Source organism: Photobacterium obscurum (genome assembly GCF_026191635.1).
Taxonomy (GTDB): Bacteria; Pseudomonadota; Gammaproteobacteria; order Enterobacterales; family Vibrionaceae; genus Photobacterium; species Photobacterium obscurum.
Genome location: NZ_JAKRRW010000016.1, coordinates 1 through 17,035 on the forward strand (window position 1 = coordinate 1; position 17,035 = coordinate 17,035).

A 17,035-nucleotide genomic window follows, 5' to 3' on the forward strand; every position below is an offset into this window, starting at 1 on the left:
GCTGAGCTAGTGTCGCATAATTCTCAAAAATGAGAAAGTGGTTGCGGGGGCCGGATTTGAACCGACGACCTTCGGGTTATGAGCCCGACGAGCTACCAAGCTGCTCCACCCCGCGTCCGTACTACCGAAAAACAAACAATTTGATATTTGCCTTTCGAGGCTGCGCATTATACGAGGAAAATTTACGGATGCAACAGTTCTCAAAAAAAATCCGTAGATTTCCCTCCAAGCGCTTATTTTACCATCAAATATTGAAAATGTGCTCACGATAGTAGCGCAGTTCAGCAATCGAATCACGAATATCATCAAGAGCCAGGTGGCTACCTTTCTTCGAAAAGCCATTTAACAGCTCTGGCTTCCAGCGTCGGGTTAGCTCTTTTAGGGTACTGACATCTAGATAGCGGTAATGGAAATACTGCTCCAGCTCCGGCATATGCTTATATAGGAAGCGGCGATCTTGGCCAATACTGTTGCCACAAATCGGAGATGCGCCTTTCGGTACCCATTTTTCTAGGAATGCAATTGTCTGACGGACGGCTTCTTGCTCATCAACCTTGCTCTGTCGAATACGTTCGACCAAACCGCTGTTGGTATGCGTGGTCGTACACCAATCGTCCATTTTTGCCAATTCGGCTTCTGGCTGATGAATTGCCAACACCGGACCTTCCGCTAATACATTAAGTTGAGCATCTGTCACTATGGTTGCGATTTCAATGATTTGGTGTGTCTCTGGGTCCAAGCCCGTCATTTCCAGATCGATCCAAATTAGGTTCTGATCGCTGATTGTCATCGGATATTGCCTATTTTATGAGTAAACCATGTATGATGATACCAGACGGAGCCATTATCTGAATCCAAACCGAGCCAGATAATCAATCCAATGGGTATATTACCGTAAGCCAACCAAACTGAACGATATTCTTGTGGCAAAAAAGAAAAAGCTGACTAAAGGTCAGAGTCGTCGTGTACGCTCGAACCAAAACAAACGACTACGTCGTGAAAAAGATGACGTACAGTGGGATGAAACCCTGCTGGAAACCGCTCGTGAAGGCCTAGTGATCACTCGCTTTGGTCAACATGCCGATATCGAAGACCCGGAAACAGGAACAATCCATCGCTGCAACCTGCGCCGGAGCATCCAAAGCCTGGTTTCAGGCGATCGTGTCGTCTGGCGTCCGGGGGTTGAAGCCCTGCAAGGGATCGCCGGTGTCGTCGAGGCTGTTCACGATCGTAAATCAATGCTAACGCGCCCCGATTACTATGATGGGGTCAAAGCCGTTGCGGCCAACGTAAACCGAATTATCATCGTATCGGCGGTACTGCCAGAGCTTTCTCTGAACATTATCGACCGTTATCTGATTGCAGCTGAAACTGTCGGTATCGAACCGCTGATCGTCCTCAACAAGGTTGATTTACTGGATGCGGAAAGCCGCCAGCAGGTTGAAAAGACGCTTTCTCTGTATCAAGACATTGGCTATCAGCTTCGCTATGTCAGCACCGATACCGGTGAAGGTATGGAAGCTTTGAAAGATGATCTGAAAGATCATATTAGCATTTTTGCGGGCCAATCCGGCGTAGGCAAGTCGAGCATGGTCAATGCACTGATGCCTGAGGTCGATGCCGAGATCGGCGATGTCTCTGAAAACTCCGGCTTGGGCACGCACACCACCACTGCGGCTCGGCTGTATCATTTCCCTGGAGGCGGGGACTTGATTGACTCACCGGGGGTACGTGAATTTGGTTTGTGGCACTTAGAGCCTGAGCAGGTAACAGAGGCCTTTATCGAATTCCGGGAATACCTCGGCGGATGTAAGTTCCGTGATTGTAAACACGGTAACGATCCTGGCTGCATTATTCGTGAAGCGATGGAAGAAGGTAAGATCAGTCGCGAACGCTACGACAGCTATCACAAAATCATTGATAGCATGTCGGAGAACATCGCCAACCGCCAGTTTTCTCGCAATAAACCCGACTAATGACCGATCCCCTGGCAACAGGGGATTCTCCCTCCCTCTCCTAGCAACGCACCGCAATTAATATCAAACTGACTTTGTTCGGCATTTTAGGTATTATTAACGGTTCGAGTTATTCTTAAAATGTTATAAGGGTAACCAGGTTGTTGATTAGTTGACACTTTCTGGAAAACATACCGTGCACGATAATCTCAAAATCGGCCTGCAGTATTGCGCGCCAAAACATGCTCTGACCCGTTTAGCGGGTAAGCTGGCTTCTTTAAAAGCTGGCATGCTGACCACTGCTGTCATTCGCTGGTTCATCGGCCGCTACAAGGTTGATATGTCTGAAGCGCGCAACCCAGATCCTGCGGCTTACGCAACCTTCAATGACTTCTTTGTCCGTGAACTAAAAGAAGGTGTACGTCCGATCAATGACGACGCCAACATCATCTCGCATCCGGCTGATGCGTGTGTCAGCCAGCTTGGTCCAATCAAAGAAGGCCGCCTATTCCAGGCCAAAGGCCATTACTTTGATGCCGTTGAGCTGCTAGGCGGTGACGCGGCACTGGCTGAAGAATTTAAAGAAGGCGACTTCGCCACTCTTTATCTTTCGCCACGCGACTACCACCGTGTTCACATGCCATGTGATGGCACCCTACGCCAGATGGTTTACATTCCTGGCGATCTGTTCTCGGTCAACCCACTGACTGCGCAGAACGTACCAAACCTGTTTGCTCGCAACGAACGAGTCGTTTGTATCTTTGACACCGACCATGGTCCTGTCGCGCAAGTTCTGGTCGGTGCGACTATCGTTGGCAGCATTGAAACAGTTTGGGCTGGTACAGTCACACCACCAACGGGTCCGGATGTCCGTCGATGGGATTACCCTGCCACCGGCGACCAAGCCGTGATCCTGAAAAAAGGCGATGAAATGGGCCGCTTCAAGCTAGGCTCGACAGTGATCAACTTGTTCCCGAAAGACATGATCCATTTTGTCGAAGACATGCAACCTGAGCAGCCAACACGTATGGGCCAGCCTTATGCGGAATTGACCCGCCAAGAAAGGGCTGAAGCATAACCAATATCAAACTACATAATGATCTTAACAGTTTGGTGTAGGTAACATTTTCAAACAAAAGGGGCTTCTGCAGCCCCTTTTTTAGTATAAAAAATTGACCATATCGTGGAAATTTCCAGCGCTCAAATAGTATGCTGATTTGTAATCTATAAACTATAAGCAAACCAACATACTATGAAGAAGATATCCATCGCACAGCTGGTCAAGCTGTTGATTGCCTTCGGGATACCGCTTGGTATTTTGATGCTCCCCATCGATGCTATCCCGATAGAAGGCCTGACCCTCATCCAACACCGACTGCTGGCCATTTTTGCCCTTGCCGCCCTTCTCTGGGTGTTAGAACCGGTTCCCGTCTTCGCCACTTCCATCCTCATCATCGCCCTAGAGCTCATCATGATCTCCGACAAGGGGCTACACCTGTTCCGCACCCCGCCTAGCGGGCACGAAATGGGGGATATGATGAAATACACGGATATTTTTGGCGCCTTCTCATCACCGATTATCATCCTGTTCATGGGTGGTTTCGCCCTGGCAATCGCCGCCTCCAAATATGAACTGGATAACAACCTGGCCCGAGTCCTACTCAAACCCTTCGGTACACAGCCGAAATTCATCATGCTCGGCCTAATGCTGATCACCGCCGTGTTTTCGATGTTCATGTCGAACACCGCCACCACTGTAATGATGCTGGCCCTACTGGCTCCGATCGTTGCCTCCGTACCTAAAGGCGATATCGGAATCAAAGCCTTGGTACTCTGTATTCCTATCGCCGCTAACACCGGGGGTATTGCAACGCCTATCGGTACTCCGCCCAACGCCATTGCGCTGCAGTACCTAACCGGGGAACACAGCATCAGTTTCCTTGGCTGGATGATGATCGGCCTGCCCTTTGTGACCCTACAGCTGGCTTTTGCCTGGTGGTTGCTGCAGAAGTTATTCCCATCAACCCAGCAGCAGATGGAGCTCAAACTCGAAGGCAGCTTTCAGAAAAGCTGGCAGGCTATCGTAGTCTACATCACCTTTGCCCTAACCATTATCATGTGGATGACCACCTCGCTGCACGGCATGAACACCTATGTGGTATCCATCATTCCATTGGCGGTCTTTACCCTGACCGGGATAATGGGCAAAGAAGAGCTAAAGCTGATTAACTGGGATGTGCTATGGCTGGTTGCGGGGGGGATCGCCATCGGTCTCGGCCTAGACAAAACCGGTCTGGCTGCGGCATTGGCCCACGCCATTGATTACGATGCTCTTTCACCGGTAGCAGTAGTACTGACCCTATCACTTATCTGTTGGCTCATGGCGAACTTCATGTCCAACACAGCGACAGCAAACCTGCTGATGCCGATTGCCGCCGCTGTTGCAGCATCAATGGAAAGCCTGGCCTCAATCGGCGGATTACAGGGTGTTCTGGTTGTCGTCGCCTTCTCGGCATCACTCGGGATGATCCTGCCGGTATCGACACCGCCGAACTCACTGGCCTATTCCACAGGCTTAATTGAAAGCAAAGACATGGCCAAGACCGGATTGATCATCGGCCTAGTCGGCCTTGCCGTCGTTTATGCCGGTGCTATGGTCCTGACCTAAGCAATAGGTAAGCACACGACCACAATTGACGAAGGTAAGCCAGCTTACCTTCGTCTACAGAATTTCTGCCATGTCATTTTTCTGCAACACTTTGGTACTAAAGTCACACTCTTTTTACTATGAATCACTAATGTTAGCCGCTTCGACGCCGATATATTAAGCAACAAGTTCCTCACATAATCATTGTGCCGATAATTACAACAACCAGGCCAACCGCGAGAATTCCAGAGATGAAATATACGATCAAATTGAAAATACAGATCGCAATAGCCGTAATTATTGCATCTGTCAGTGCCGTACAGGCCTGGATATCCATCAACCAGCTTAAACAAGAAACCACGGCGGAAGTTAGCAATCAAATGCGAGATATCGGCCAGGCCACCAGCCGCTATATTGCCGACTGGCTCAGCACCCGCAGTGATATGATGCTGGCCAATGAGTCCATTATTGCCAGTCAGGATAATGTGGATCGCGAACTGTTGCTGACCAAGCGCGCCGGCCACTTCCTCTCGGTGTATGCCGGCTTCAGCGACGGGACCATTGCCTATGGCGATAAAACGGAAGACTGGCCTGCCGATTACGATCCCCGCTCCCGCCCTTGGTACAAAGACGCAATGAATGCCGGTAACCTGGTGCTGACCGAACCGTATCAAGACTTTGACGGTAGTATCGTAGTGAGCTTTGCCAAAGCTTTCCAAGGCCAGCATCGCGGCGTACTGGCCGCCGACCTCACGGTAAGCCATATCATTGATCAGGTACTAAACCTCAAGTTGGAACATAACGGCTTCGCTTTCCTTATCGACGGTAACAACAATATCGTTGCCTACCAAGATGAAGCACTAAGCCAGAAGCCTATCACCCAGCTCGATAGTGAGCTCACCACGACCCTAATCCGTCAGCTACAAACCGAGCAGGCCATCCAGACTTTCACTCTAGATAGCGACGGCCAGGAAAAGCTGATCTACGCCACACCAATCGCCGGCACCGACTGGACACTAGGGCTAGTTGAAGATAAATCACTGGCATTTGCCTCAATCGGTGAGCAAATCAAATTTGTTCTTATGGCATCTGCCTTGCTGTATCTCGTTATTTCCGTTATTGCCACAATGGTTATCAACAGCCTACTTCGCCCGCTGAATAACCTGAATGAATCAGTCAGCCAGCTGGCACAGGGTAGCGGTGACTTAACCCAACGTATTGAGATTGAGCGGATGGATGAAATCGGCGAACTGGCCGATAATATGAACCGCTTCCTCGCACAGCTACAAGGAATGATCAAAGGCATCGTGGCACACTCCCATACACTAGGTGAGCATGCTGACATGTCTTCCAGACAAACGGCGATGGCTTCTCAGAAAGTCGCGGACCAGCAAAATGACGTAAACCAAATTGCTACCGCTATTCATGAGATGTCAGCCACATCAGGTGAAGTTGCCAGCCATGCCGAAATGACTGCCGCCGCCGCGCAGGCCTCAACCAATGCCTGCGATGAGGGTCAGCATGTTATTGGCCAGAACCGTGATGCCATTACCTCTCTTGCCAATCAGGTACAAGAGGCGGCAACGGTGATTCATGAGCTAGAAAATAATGCTCAGGGCATCAACCAGATCCTATCAACGATCCAAGGCATTGCCGAGCAGACCAACCTACTGGCTCTCAATGCCGCCATTGAAGCGGCACGTGCCGGCGAACAAGGACGAGGATTTGCCGTGGTTGCAGACGAAGTCCGGGTATTGAGCCAGCGCACCCATGATTCAACGGAAGAAATTCGGAGCATGATTGAAACCCTGCAGCAAAATACCCATCAGGCTGTTGATAGCATGCAGGCCAGTACGGAATTAGCCGATCAAAGTGTCGGCTATGCTGAGGCCGCGAATGACAGCCTGACCAAAATTACCCAAGCCATCACCGAAATTTCCGACATGGCGACCCATATTGCCAGCGCCGCCGAGGAACAACGCGCCGTCAGTGAAGACATTAGCCGTAATACTCAGGCTATCAAGGACGTATCTGATCATCTTGCCGATCAGACAACGGAAGTCAGCCAGAGCGCGCGGGAAATGAGCGACTCTGCCGAGGCAATGCGCCAAGACGTTTCACGCTTCAAAGTATAATCTCCCAAGCCCTTACGACAGCCGCCAGCTCTGGCGGCTTTTTTATAGCTGACTATCTGAAAGTCACTCAATGCGTATTTGAGCTTGGAATCACTCCACAACCAACACGACGCAAGTGATAACCATTTGCATTTGGGGTGTAAATTGCTTATAGTTTACGCACTTCGATAAGACGCCTTGGAATCCTAACTTGCCGCCTTGCAACGGAGTACTCGCTGTTCCCCCGACTTCCGGCTTATTGCCGGGAGTTAAAGTCCGTCTCAACTGGCTAGAGACGGCAATACCAACAGGTATTATTGGCCACCCTCGCACCAGTGCAGACGTACTGGTAACTGCCAGATACAAACAGCGCGGCATTTGCCGCGCTGTTCGTATTGATCACCTCTCGGGAAGATCCATGTCGATAAAACTAGGCAATATGGATCGGAAATGCCGTTACCTGATCAATATGATCCAGCCCCTGCGCCAACATGATCAAACGATCAATCCCTAATGCTACACCTGCACAATCCGGAAAACCTGCTCGTAGCGACTCTACCAAATGCATGTCAATCGGCTGAGGCTGCAAGCCCATTTTAAGCCGTTTCTGGTTATCTTCCTCAAAGCGTGCCAGCTGTTCGTTACCGTCGGCCAGCTCGTGGAAACCATTGGCCAGTTCAATACCTTTGAAATACACCTCAAACCGCTCTGCCACTCGTGGATCTTTGGGGTTAATCTGTGCCAGCGCCGCTTGTGATGCCGGAAAGTCATAAACAAAGGCCGGAACGTGCTGGCCAATTTTCGGCTCCACACCAACACTAAACAATAACTGCAACAAGGTATCACGATCTTCTTCAGGATCTGCGATATCAGCCAGCCCCAAGCTGTCAGCAGCTTGTTTCAATTGCACCATGCTACCTTCCAGCGGACATACTCCAAGCACTGCAATAAAGGCTTGCTGGTAAGTCATACGCTCAGCTTGACCAGAGCCCAGAACCAGCTGCAGCAGTTCATCCATCTCATCCATTAGATCATGGTGATCAAAGTCCGGACGGTACCATTCCAGCATCGTAAACTCGGGGTTATGGAACCGACCCGACTCCTCGTTACGAAATGACTTACAGATCTGATAGATAGGGCCACTTCCGGCCGATAATAACCGCTTCATGTGAAATTCAGGGCTGGTCATCAGATACAAAGTCTGCCCCTTTGCATAGCCTGGCCCAACGAACTCGGTTTGGAAAGTATGAAGATGAATATCCGTTACTGTCGCCTGGCTCATCGCTGGTGTATCGACTTCCAGGACTTGTCGGCGGGCAAAAAAATCACGAATGGAGGCAATAGTAGCAGCACGCTGTTTCAGCTGTGCGATCGAGGCGGTTGGTTGCCAGTGCAAAGTCATAGCATCACTTCTTATCTATTAGGTGATCAATTAATCGACCAGTTTACCAAACTTCCGGCAGCAGCTGTTGAACCCGATCCAAAGCCCTGTGGAATATTTCACAGCTAATTATTAAAAGTTATGAATAATTGCATCCTACTCACTTTATAACCGCGCATCAAACCCGACACCAAAACAACACAAGTGGGCAACAAAAGAACCACCAGACCGACATAAAGCCAACATTTAGTTACATACAGATACCACTAACGATTTAGTTTCTTTTTTAAATGAATGAGTTGCACCTCAAACACGAAACACATCATTAATGAGCCAGAAACAATTAACACAAAATAAAACGGTGAATTAACAACCACAAAACATTACAACTTGTGACAATAATCACACTTTCTGTAATCACCTTATACTTTTGGGCTATTTCAGTGAAAAAGCTGCGTCTAAATCAAATTTTCTATCGATATTGTTTCATAAAATGAGGACAGGATTTCAAGGGAAAGTACGCTATGCGTACTTTTTTAAATTTTATCGTCTTACCTTCGGAGGATAGCTGTGAAGACTATTACCACAGATATCGCTGTAATCGGCGCAGGTGGTGCAGGCCTACGTGCTGCCATCGCTGCTGCAGAAGCAAACCCAGACTTAGAAATTGCTCTAATTTCAAAAGTTTACCCAATGCGCTCTCATACCGTAGCTGCAGAGGGTGGCTCCGCTGCCGTCATCAAGGATGAGGATAGCTTGGACAACCACTTCAACGACACCGTTGGCGGTGGTGACTGGCTATGTGAACAGGACGTTGTTGAATATTTTGTAGAAAACGCGACTCGCGAGATGACCCAGCTTGAACAGTGGGGCTGTCCTTGGAGCCGTAAAGAAAACGGTGACGTTAACGTTCGTCGTTTCGGTGGTATGAAGGTTGAGCGTACTTGGTTCGCTGCGGATAAAACCGGCTTCCACATGCTACACACACTATTCCAGACTTCTATCAAATACACACAAATCAACCGCTTCGACGAGTACTTCGTGGTTGACCTACTGGTAGAAGAAGGCGAAGTACAAGGCCTTATCGCGATTCACATGTCTGAAGGCGAATTGATTTGTATTAAAGCTAAGTCTGTTGTACTGGCAACTGGTGGTGCAGGTCGTGTTTACAACTGCAACACTAACGGTGGTATCGTAACAGGCGACGGTATGGCAATGGCTTTCCGCCACGGTGTACCACTACGTGATATGGAATTTGTTCAGTATCACCCAACAGGCCTACCAGGTACCGGTATCCTGATGACCGAAGGTTGTCGTGGTGAAGGCGGTATCATGCTAAACAAGAATGGCTACCGTTACCTGCAAGATTACGGTATGGGTCCTGAGACGCCAATCGGCCAGCCTAAGAACAAATACATGGAACTGGGTCCACGTGACAAAGTTTCTCAAGCATTCTGGCACGAGATGCAAAAAGGTAACACTATCAAGCACCCTCTGGGTGATGTAGTCCACCTTGATCTTCGCCATCTAGGTAAAGAGTACCTGCATGAGCGTCTACCGTTCATCTGTGAGCTTGCAAAAGCATACGTGAATGTTGACCCAGCAGAAGAGCCAGTGCCAATCCGCCCTACCGTACACTACACCATGGGTGGTATCGAAACCGACAAGAACAACGAAACACGCATCAAAGGCCTATACGCGGTTGGTGAATGTTCATCTGTTGGTCTGCACGGTGCAAACCGCTTGGGTTCTAACTCACTGGCTGAGCTTGTGGTCTTTGGCCGCCTGGCGGGTGAAGGTGCGGCAAAACGCGCTGAAGAATTCAAGGGCTGGAACGAAGAGTCTATCACTAAGCAAGTGAAAGCTGTTCAAGACCGTATTGACACCCTAATGGCGCAAGAAGGTGACGAAAACTGGGCTGACATCCGTACTGAAATGGGTCACACCATGGAAGCGGGCTGTGGCATCTACCGTCAAGAAGATCTAATGCAAGCGACTATCGACAAGCTAGCAGAACTTCGTAAGCGCTACAAAAACATCAGCATCAAAGACAAAGGCAAAGTATTCAACACCGATCTGCTATACGCAATCGAAGTGGGTTACGGCCTAGAAGTTGCTGAAGCCATGGCTCACTCAGCGATTCAGCGTAAAGAATCTCGTGGTGCACACCAGCGTCTTGACGAAGGTTGCACAGAACGTGATGACGTAAACTTCCTGAAGCATACACTTGCTTTCTTCAACGGTGATGATGCACCTCGCATCGAATACAGCGATGTAACCATCACTAAGTCACAGCCTAAAGCTCGCCTATACGGTGCAGCGGCAGAAGAAGCAGCAGCGAAAGAAGCAGCTGAAGCGGCAGCGAACAAAGAGGAGCAGGCATAATGTCAGGCAACCGTATCCAAAAAGTTGAAATTCTGCGTTATGACCCAGAGAAAGACGCAGAACCGTACTTCGAAATGTTCGAAGTACCGTTTAACGAAACCATGTCTGTGCTTGATGCACTGGGTTACATCAAAGATAACCTAGACAAAGATCTGGCTTACCGTTGGTCTTGCCGTATGGCGATCTGTGGTTCTTGCGGCATGATGGTCAACAAGGTGCCAAAACTGGCCTGTAAGACTTTCCTACGTGACTACCCGAACGGCCTGAAAATCGAGGCACTGTCTAACTTTGCTATCGAAAAAGACTTGGTTGTTGACATGACGCCGTTCATCGAGCGTCTGGAAGCCATCAAACCGTACATCATCGGTAACGATCGTAAGCCTGAAGATGGCCCGAACAACCAAACACCTGAGCAAATGGCGAAATACAAGCAGTTCTCTGGTTGTATCAACTGTGGTCTTTGCTATGCAGCTTGTCCTCAGTTCGGCCTGAACCCTGAGTTCATCGGTCCAGCTGCTCTAACCTTGGCTCACCGCTACAACCTTGATAGCCGTGACAACGGTGCTGATGAGCGTATGAAGCTGATCAACGGTGAAAACGGCGCATGGGGCTGTACTTTCGTGGGCTACTGTTCTGAAGTTTGTCCGAAGAGCGTAGATCCGGCAGCAGCGGTTAACCAAGGCAAAGTGGAATCATCTAAAGATTTCGTTATTGCCATGATGAAACCTCAGGAGGCATAAGGATGAGCAATCGTAAACCTTACGTTCGCGAAATGAAGCGTACCTGGTGGAAGGATCATCCTTTCTACCGCTTCTACATGGTTCGTGAAGCAACAATTTTACCACTGATTTTCTTCACTATCTGCCTGACTTTCGGTCTTGGTAGCCTGGTGAAAGGCCCTGAAGCTTGGGCAGGTTGGCTAGAGTTTATGTCTAACCCAATCGTTGTGGTTCTGAACATTCTGGCTCTAGCAGGCAGCTTGTTCCACGCACAAACTTTCTTCAGCATGATGCCTCAGGTAATGCCGATTAAAATCAAAGGCAAAGCACTTGATAAGAAAGTTGTTGTTCTGGCTCAGTGGGCTGCAGTTGCTGCAATTTCACTGTTCGTTCTAGTACTAGTTTAAGGAGAGCCACGTGGTTAATCTAAATCCTAAACGTTCTGACGAGCCAGTATGGTGGGGTCTGTTTGGTGCTGGCGGTACTTGGTTTGCAATGCTGACACCTGTGACTGTACTGGTACTGGGTATCATGGTTCCGCTAGGTATGCTTGATGCCGAAGCGATGAGCTACGAGCGTGTAACAGGCTTCGTAACCAGCATCATCGGTGCACTATTCACGATTGCAACGCTTGCCCTGCCAATGTGGCATGCAATGCACCGTCTACACCACGGTATGCACGACCTGAAATTCCACACTGGCGTGGCAGGTAAAATCGCGTGTTACGCGACGGCTTTCCTAGTGTCTGCACTAGCTGTTATCTTTGTTTTCATGATCTAATCATCAAGATAGCTGTCATGTTAAAAAGCACCGCTTCGGCGGTGCTTTTTTATTGCTGGTATCGAGGCAACAAAAAAGGCCGCCTCAGCGACCTTTTTTACAGCAGCAGGCAGTGATTACTTCACACGACCTACATATTCAGCGCTACGCGTATCAACTTTGATCACTTCGCCAATCTGAATGAATAGCGGAACACGAACAACTGCACCAGTGTTCAGTGTCGCAGGCTTGCCGCCCGTACCTTGAGTATCACCTTTCAGGCCTGGATCAGTTTCAACTACTTCCAGCTCAACAAAGTTTGGTGGCGTAACCGTGATTGGGTTACCGTTCCAAAGCGTCAGCGTACAAGTGTTGTTTTCTACCAGCCACTTCGCGTTATCACCAACAGCTTTAACATCTGCAGCAAGCTGCTCGAATGTTTCGTTGTTCATGAAGTGGTAGAATTCGCCGTCGTTGTATAGGTAATCAAGATCGATGTCGATTACGTCTGCAGCTTCAACCGACTCACCAGATTTGAAAGTCTTTTCAAGAACCTTGCCTGAAAGTAGCTTACGGATCTTAACGCGGTTGAACGCCTGGCCTTTACCTGGCTTAACAAATTCGTTTTCGATAATGACACATGGTTCATTATCTAGCATAATTTTCATTCCGCCGCGGAATTCATTGGTGCTGAAAGACGCCATTTCTATCCTCTTAACATCTTCGAGTTGTATTTAATGCCGCACATAATAACCCGAAACGCATCAACTGTTGAGCAAAACTGGCTTAATGATCTAGCTAATGCGATTTCCGATCCCTTTCAGCTGCTAAAAACCCTGAAAATTGATCCCACCCCGTGGGAAAAAGGCCTCGCTGCCCGGAAACTATTTGCGCTGCGTGTCCCTATGAGCTTTGTCGAAAGAATGGAAGTTGGCAACCCTTACGATCCATTGTTGCGCCAAGTGCTCCCGCTCGAGCAGGAATTCGAGGTTCATGAGGGCTATTCTCTCGACCCGCTGGAAGAGCAGGACAACGCCATTCCCGGCCTGCTGCACAAGTACAAAAATCGCGTTCTGATGATTGTTAAAGGTGGCTGTGCGGTGAACTGCCGTTACTGCTTCCGCCGGCACTTCCCATATGAAGACAACAAAGGCGGCAAGCGCCACTGGCAGGCTGCACTTGACTACATAGCCACCCAACCAGAAGTAAACGAGGTTATCCTTTCAGGCGGCGATCCCTTGATGGCGAAAGACCACGAATTACAGTGGCTACTTGAGGGGATCAGCCAGATCCCGCATATCAAGCGCCTTCGAATTCACTCTCGTCTACCTGTGGTACTCCCGGCTCGTATCACGTTAAACCTGTGTGAACTGTTGCAGCAAAGTCGCCTGCAGACGATTTTGGTCACCCATATTAACCATGCCAACGAAATCAATGATGAGTTTCGGCAGGCAATGACCAAGTTAAAGCATGCCAATGTCACACTGCTTAACCAAGGTGTGCTGCTAAAGGGGGTCAACGACTCAGTCGGGGCGCTGGCTCAGCTCAGCGAGGCCTTGTTTGACGCCGGTATTCTGCCCTACTACCTCCATGTGCTGGACAAGGTACAGGGTGCCGCCCACTTCATGGTGGATGACGAACAAGCGCGCCGATTGATGGCAGGGCTGCTAGAAAGTGTCTCTGGCTATCTCGTGCCCAAGCTAACAAGGGAGATCGGGGGACGCAGCAGCAAGACCCCGCTCGACCTGCATATGGAATAACCACCCCCTCAAACCTGGTTTTGCGTCAACAATGACGCAAAACCACCCCCACCAGCTCCTCCGCAATCGACTCCGTCCCCAAGTTCTTGGAAAGAAACCGCTAACACCGTTCACAATCTTAAGTCTCTGGTTTTTATGTCGCCTATTCCATATGAAACACAATTATGGAACGAAAATCACACCTTCAAGAAGCAAATTAACTATGAGCCTTAAAACCAAATTATCAGTGTGCTTTGCTGGTCTCTCACTCCTCATCATTTTGTTGTTATCCACCTTTTCCTACCAAGCGTTACAAAACGCAACGATTGACAGACTGAACACGGAGCTGCTCACCGCAGCCAATGCGACCAAAAAAATCATCGGCGACGAACGCCATGATCATCTCGACAAGGCCAATAGTCATTATGAAGAAATTTCCCGGGATTTGACCAGCTTTACCCAAGCTTCGGATCTCGACTGGGCTTATGCCACCGTAATGAAAAATAACCGGGTGTATTACACCTATATCAATCAAACAGAAGATGAAGCTCGCTCTGGAAACTATCAGAACTGGTACTTAGAAGAATATAAAATCGTTCCGAAAATGCTGCGCAGAGCATTCACAACTCAACAAATCCAATTTGAAGAGTACCAAGGCGAATACGGCAGATACCGTTCTATTTTTGTGCCGTTTCGTAACCATCGTGGCGATCTCTATGTCATAGGCGTGGATATCTCGATGAGCGAGATTGATGCGCTGTTAAGCAGCGAGCTCAAGCAAGTATGCGTCACAGCACTGCTCGTTCTCGTAATGGTACTCATCGTCGCCCGTCTGCTCGCTAACCAGCTTGTAGCCCCAATCAACACGCTCAATGGCGTGCTGCTCAACATTGTCAATGGTGACTGGAATCTCGCCCAGCAAGTGCCAGTGACCAGCAGGGACGAAATTGGTGCCATGTCGCACTCGTTCAATACTTTTATGGCGGCATTGCGCCAGCGCCTAACGGAAGTGAGTCAAAGTACTGAAAGCGTTGCGACAATCACCATCCAGCTAGATCACTTAGTACAGGCTGTCACCAAGCGCTCGGTCGAGCAAGCAGAAAATGTCAGCAACAGCGCAGCGGCAATCGAAGAGCTGGCCACCAGCTCGCAGAGTATCTCGGAAGTGGTCAGCGTCGCCAACCAGAAGATGACCCGCTTTGAAGAGCACACCCAGAATACAGTGAGAGCAATCAACCATGCCGTCACCGGTATGCAAAGTGTCCAGCAAGAAACCAATACCGTTGCCGAAAAGCTCCATCAGCTTGACAGCCGCGCCAACGATATCAACTCCATTGTCGAGGTGATCAAAGATATTGCCGACCAAACGAACCTGCTGGCGCTCAATGCTGCCATCGAAGCAGCCCGCGCCGGGGAACAAGGGCGAGGATTTGCCGTGGTTGCCGACGAAGTCCGTCAACTGTCTGAGCGAACCGCCAAGGCAACAATTGAGATTGGTTCAATGATCAATACCATTCAATGCGACACCAGCGGAACCACCGACACCATGCAACTTGCCGTCGGCCAGGTCGACAGCTGCGTGCAGCACGCCGATCAGGCCAACGACTCCCTCAATGGCTTCCGCACTGAAATCACCTCGGTGACTGAAGGAATGGAAGAAATCGCCGAATCCGTCAAAGAGCAGGCTTTTGCCGCTGAGCACCTGTCTTCCAATGTTGCCGCCCTCAGCAACAGCGCTGACGAAAACCGCTTATCAACTCAAGATGCACAGCAAGGGGTAGAAGAGCTCAAGCGCAGGGCAACTGCGCTTCGTGATGTCGTGCATCTATTCACACTGTAGCTTCACTACCCTTTCACCATTAACAACAGGAAATATATTTTGAAACTGAAACTTAGCCTAGTAGCACTCGCCCTGATGGGTCAAACAGCCGCCAATGCTGCCCCTCTGCTGGTCGATTTCGATAACAGCGAACGCGAAGAGCGCGTGCAGTCTAGCAATGCATGGCTGGAAATTGATACCCAGGCTTTTTCTGGCAATATTCAGTTACTCCAGAACCAACTCGAAGCTGATACAAAGATCTGCGCAATCATGAAAGCTGACGCTTACGGTAATGGTATCGCAGGCTTGATGCCAAGCATCATCGCCAACCAGGTGCCATGCGTAGGGATCACCAGCAACGAAGAAGCTCGCGTGGTGCGTAAGCACGGCTTCACCGGCAAAATCATGCGGGTGCGTGCCGCAAGCAAAAACGAAATTGAAGGCGGCCTAGAATACCAGATGGAAGAATTAATCGGCACCAAGGCACAAGCCGATCAAATCATCGACATCGCCCGGGAACACGGTACTACAATTCCGGTTCACCTTGCTCTGAACACCTCTGGCATGGGACGCAACGGCCTGGATCTGACCACCTATGAAGGCCAAGTAGAAGGCGTGGAAATCGCTGGCGATCCTAACCTGGAAATCGTCGGCATGATGACCCACTTCCCGAACGAAGGCCTTGACGAAATCAAACGCAAGGTAGAACGCTTCAAGGTAGAAACAAAATGGCTGATGGACAGCGCCGATCTGAAACGTGAGGACATTACCCTACACGTTGCCAACTCTTACATTACGCTGAACCTGCCTGAAGCTCACCTGGACATGGTTCGTCCGGGCGGCATGCTTTACGGTGATTACCCGGCAACTGCACCGTACCAGCGTATCGTATCTTTCAAAACTCGCGTAGCATCGCTGCACCACTTCCCTGCAGGCAGCACCATCGGCTACGGCAGCACGAAAGTACTAGAGCGAGACTCTGTTCTAGCTAACCTGCCTATCGGCTACTCAGACGGCTTTGCCCGCTCCCTAAGTAACAAGGCTGACGTACTGATCAACGGCCAGCGTGCTCGCGTTATGGGCATGGCATCGATGAATACCACTATGGTCGATGTAACAGACATCGTTGACGTACAGGCCAACGACGAAGTGGTTATTTTTGGCCGCCAGGGCTTTGAACAAATCACCGGCGAAGAAACCGAAGAAAAGAGCGGCCGTATTCTGCCTGAACATTACACGGTTTGGGGAGCAACCAACCCTCGTATCTACCGCTAATTCACCGCTTACCTCTCTTCAAAGCCAGCCTCGAGCTGGCTTTTTCCACAGCATTAAAACACAAAGCACGTACAGCTTTTAACGGCAAACACACCTTAAAGCAGAACGAAATTAAAACCCGAATCAAAATCATGTAAAACAAACCTAACTAACTGTTTATAAACACATTAAATATCGTACAGCTTTTTAAGGTTTTTCCACGATAAACCCATCAATCCTACCAGTGTCATTTCGCCTGGCTC

The 17,035-nt window shown here is 49.4% G+C and carries 14 protein-coding genes and 1 tRNA gene; 11 read left to right on the plus strand and 4 right to left on the minus strand.

Translation table 11 applies throughout. From position 1 onward, the window contains the following. Positions 1 to 38: 38 nt before the first annotated feature. Together MD588_RS17845 and orn are read right to left on the minus strand one after the other, a co-directional pair. A tRNA-Met gene (locus MD588_RS17845) sits at positions 39 to 115 on the minus strand. A 129-nt stretch (positions 116 to 244) separates the two neighbouring features. Further along, positions 245 to 790, minus strand: coding sequence for an oligoribonuclease (gene orn / locus MD588_RS17850; protein WP_265698898.1), 546 nt, complete (start codon positions 788 to 790; stop codon positions 245 to 247). A gap of 133 nt (positions 791 to 923) precedes the next feature. On the opposite strand from orn, the gene rsgA reads away from it, so the two are divergent. The 4 genes from rsgA (at position 924) to MD588_RS17870 (ending at position 6,737) form a co-directional block, all read left to right on the plus strand. Further along, positions 924 to 1,976: a small ribosomal subunit biogenesis GTPase RsgA gene (gene rsgA, locus MD588_RS17855; protein ID WP_265698900.1), complete on the plus strand. Its 1,053-nt coding sequence runs from the start codon at positions 924 to 926 to the stop codon at positions 1,974 to 1,976. A gap of 175 nt (positions 1,977 to 2,151) precedes the next feature. Beyond that, positions 2,152 to 3,033, plus strand: a complete 882-nt coding sequence (gene asd / locus MD588_RS17860) for an archaetidylserine decarboxylase (protein ID WP_265698902.1) — start codon at positions 2,152 to 2,154, stop codon at positions 3,031 to 3,033. Positions 3,034 to 3,207: 174 nt separating this feature from the next. Beyond that, positions 3,208 to 4,623: an SLC13 family permease gene (locus MD588_RS17865; RefSeq protein ID WP_265698903.1), complete on the plus strand. Its 1,416-nt coding sequence runs from the start codon at positions 3,208 to 3,210 to the stop codon at positions 4,621 to 4,623. 230 nt (positions 4,624 to 4,853) lie between these two features. Then, complete coding sequence (locus MD588_RS17870) at positions 4,854 to 6,737, plus strand: methyl-accepting chemotaxis protein (RefSeq protein WP_265698904.1); 1,884 nt, start codon at positions 4,854 to 4,856, stop codon at positions 6,735 to 6,737. A 409-nt stretch (positions 6,738 to 7,146) separates the two neighbouring features. Here MD588_RS17870 and epmA read toward each other — a convergent pair whose 3' ends face one another. Continuing rightward, positions 7,147 to 8,118, minus strand: coding sequence for an elongation factor P--(R)-beta-lysine ligase (gene epmA / locus MD588_RS17875; protein ID WP_265698905.1), 972 nt, complete (start codon positions 8,116 to 8,118; stop codon positions 7,147 to 7,149). Between the two features lie 549 nt (positions 8,119 to 8,667). Between epmA and frdA the strand changes: the two genes are divergently transcribed. The 4 genes from frdA to frdD are packed head-to-tail and all read left to right on the plus strand — an operon-like array spanning position 8,668 to position 11,981. Next, on the plus strand, positions 8,668 to 10,482 hold the full coding sequence (gene frdA / locus MD588_RS17880; protein WP_265698907.1) for a fumarate reductase (quinol) flavoprotein subunit: 1,815 nt from the start codon (positions 8,668 to 8,670) through the stop codon (positions 10,480 to 10,482). Further along, positions 10,482 to 11,222, plus strand: a complete 741-nt coding sequence (locus tag MD588_RS17885; protein ID WP_265698909.1) for a succinate dehydrogenase/fumarate reductase iron-sulfur subunit — start codon at positions 10,482 to 10,484, stop codon at positions 11,220 to 11,222. The genes frdA and MD588_RS17885 overlap by 1 nt, the downstream gene beginning before the upstream one ends. Before the next feature lie 2 nt (positions 11,223 to 11,224). After that, complete coding sequence (gene frdC / locus MD588_RS17890; protein ID WP_265698910.1) at positions 11,225 to 11,608, plus strand: fumarate reductase subunit FrdC; 384 nt, start codon at positions 11,225 to 11,227, stop codon at positions 11,606 to 11,608. Between the two features lie 10 nt (positions 11,609 to 11,618). Next, on the plus strand, positions 11,619 to 11,981 hold the full coding sequence (gene frdD / locus MD588_RS17895) for a fumarate reductase subunit FrdD (RefSeq protein WP_265698912.1): 363 nt from the start codon (positions 11,619 to 11,621) through the stop codon (positions 11,979 to 11,981). Positions 11,982 to 12,097: 116 nt separating this feature from the next. On the opposite strand, the gene efp is transcribed toward frdD, so the two are convergent. After that, on the minus strand, positions 12,098 to 12,664 hold the full coding sequence (gene efp, locus MD588_RS17900; protein ID WP_265698914.1) for an elongation factor P: 567 nt from the start codon (positions 12,662 to 12,664) through the stop codon (positions 12,098 to 12,100). Between the two features lie 33 nt (positions 12,665 to 12,697). On the opposite strand from efp, the gene epmB reads away from it, so the two are divergent. The 3 genes from epmB (at position 12,698) to alr (ending at position 16,793) form a co-directional block, all read left to right on the plus strand. Next, positions 12,698 to 13,720 (plus strand): EF-P beta-lysylation protein EpmB, encoded by a 1,023-nt coding sequence (gene epmB, locus MD588_RS17905; protein WP_265698916.1) that lies wholly within the window; start codon positions 12,698 to 12,700, stop codon positions 13,718 to 13,720. 202 nt (positions 13,721 to 13,922) lie between these two features. Then, complete coding sequence (locus MD588_RS17910) at positions 13,923 to 15,539, plus strand: methyl-accepting chemotaxis protein (protein WP_265698917.1); 1,617 nt, start codon at positions 13,923 to 13,925, stop codon at positions 15,537 to 15,539. Between the two features lie 39 nt (positions 15,540 to 15,578). Then, positions 15,579 to 16,793 carry an alanine racemase gene (alr, locus tag MD588_RS17915; RefSeq protein ID WP_265698918.1) on the plus strand — a complete coding sequence of 405 codons (1,215 nt, stop codon included), beginning with the start codon at positions 15,579 to 15,581 and terminating at the stop codon, positions 16,791 to 16,793. The last annotated feature ends 242 nt before the right edge of the window (positions 16,794 to 17,035 follow it).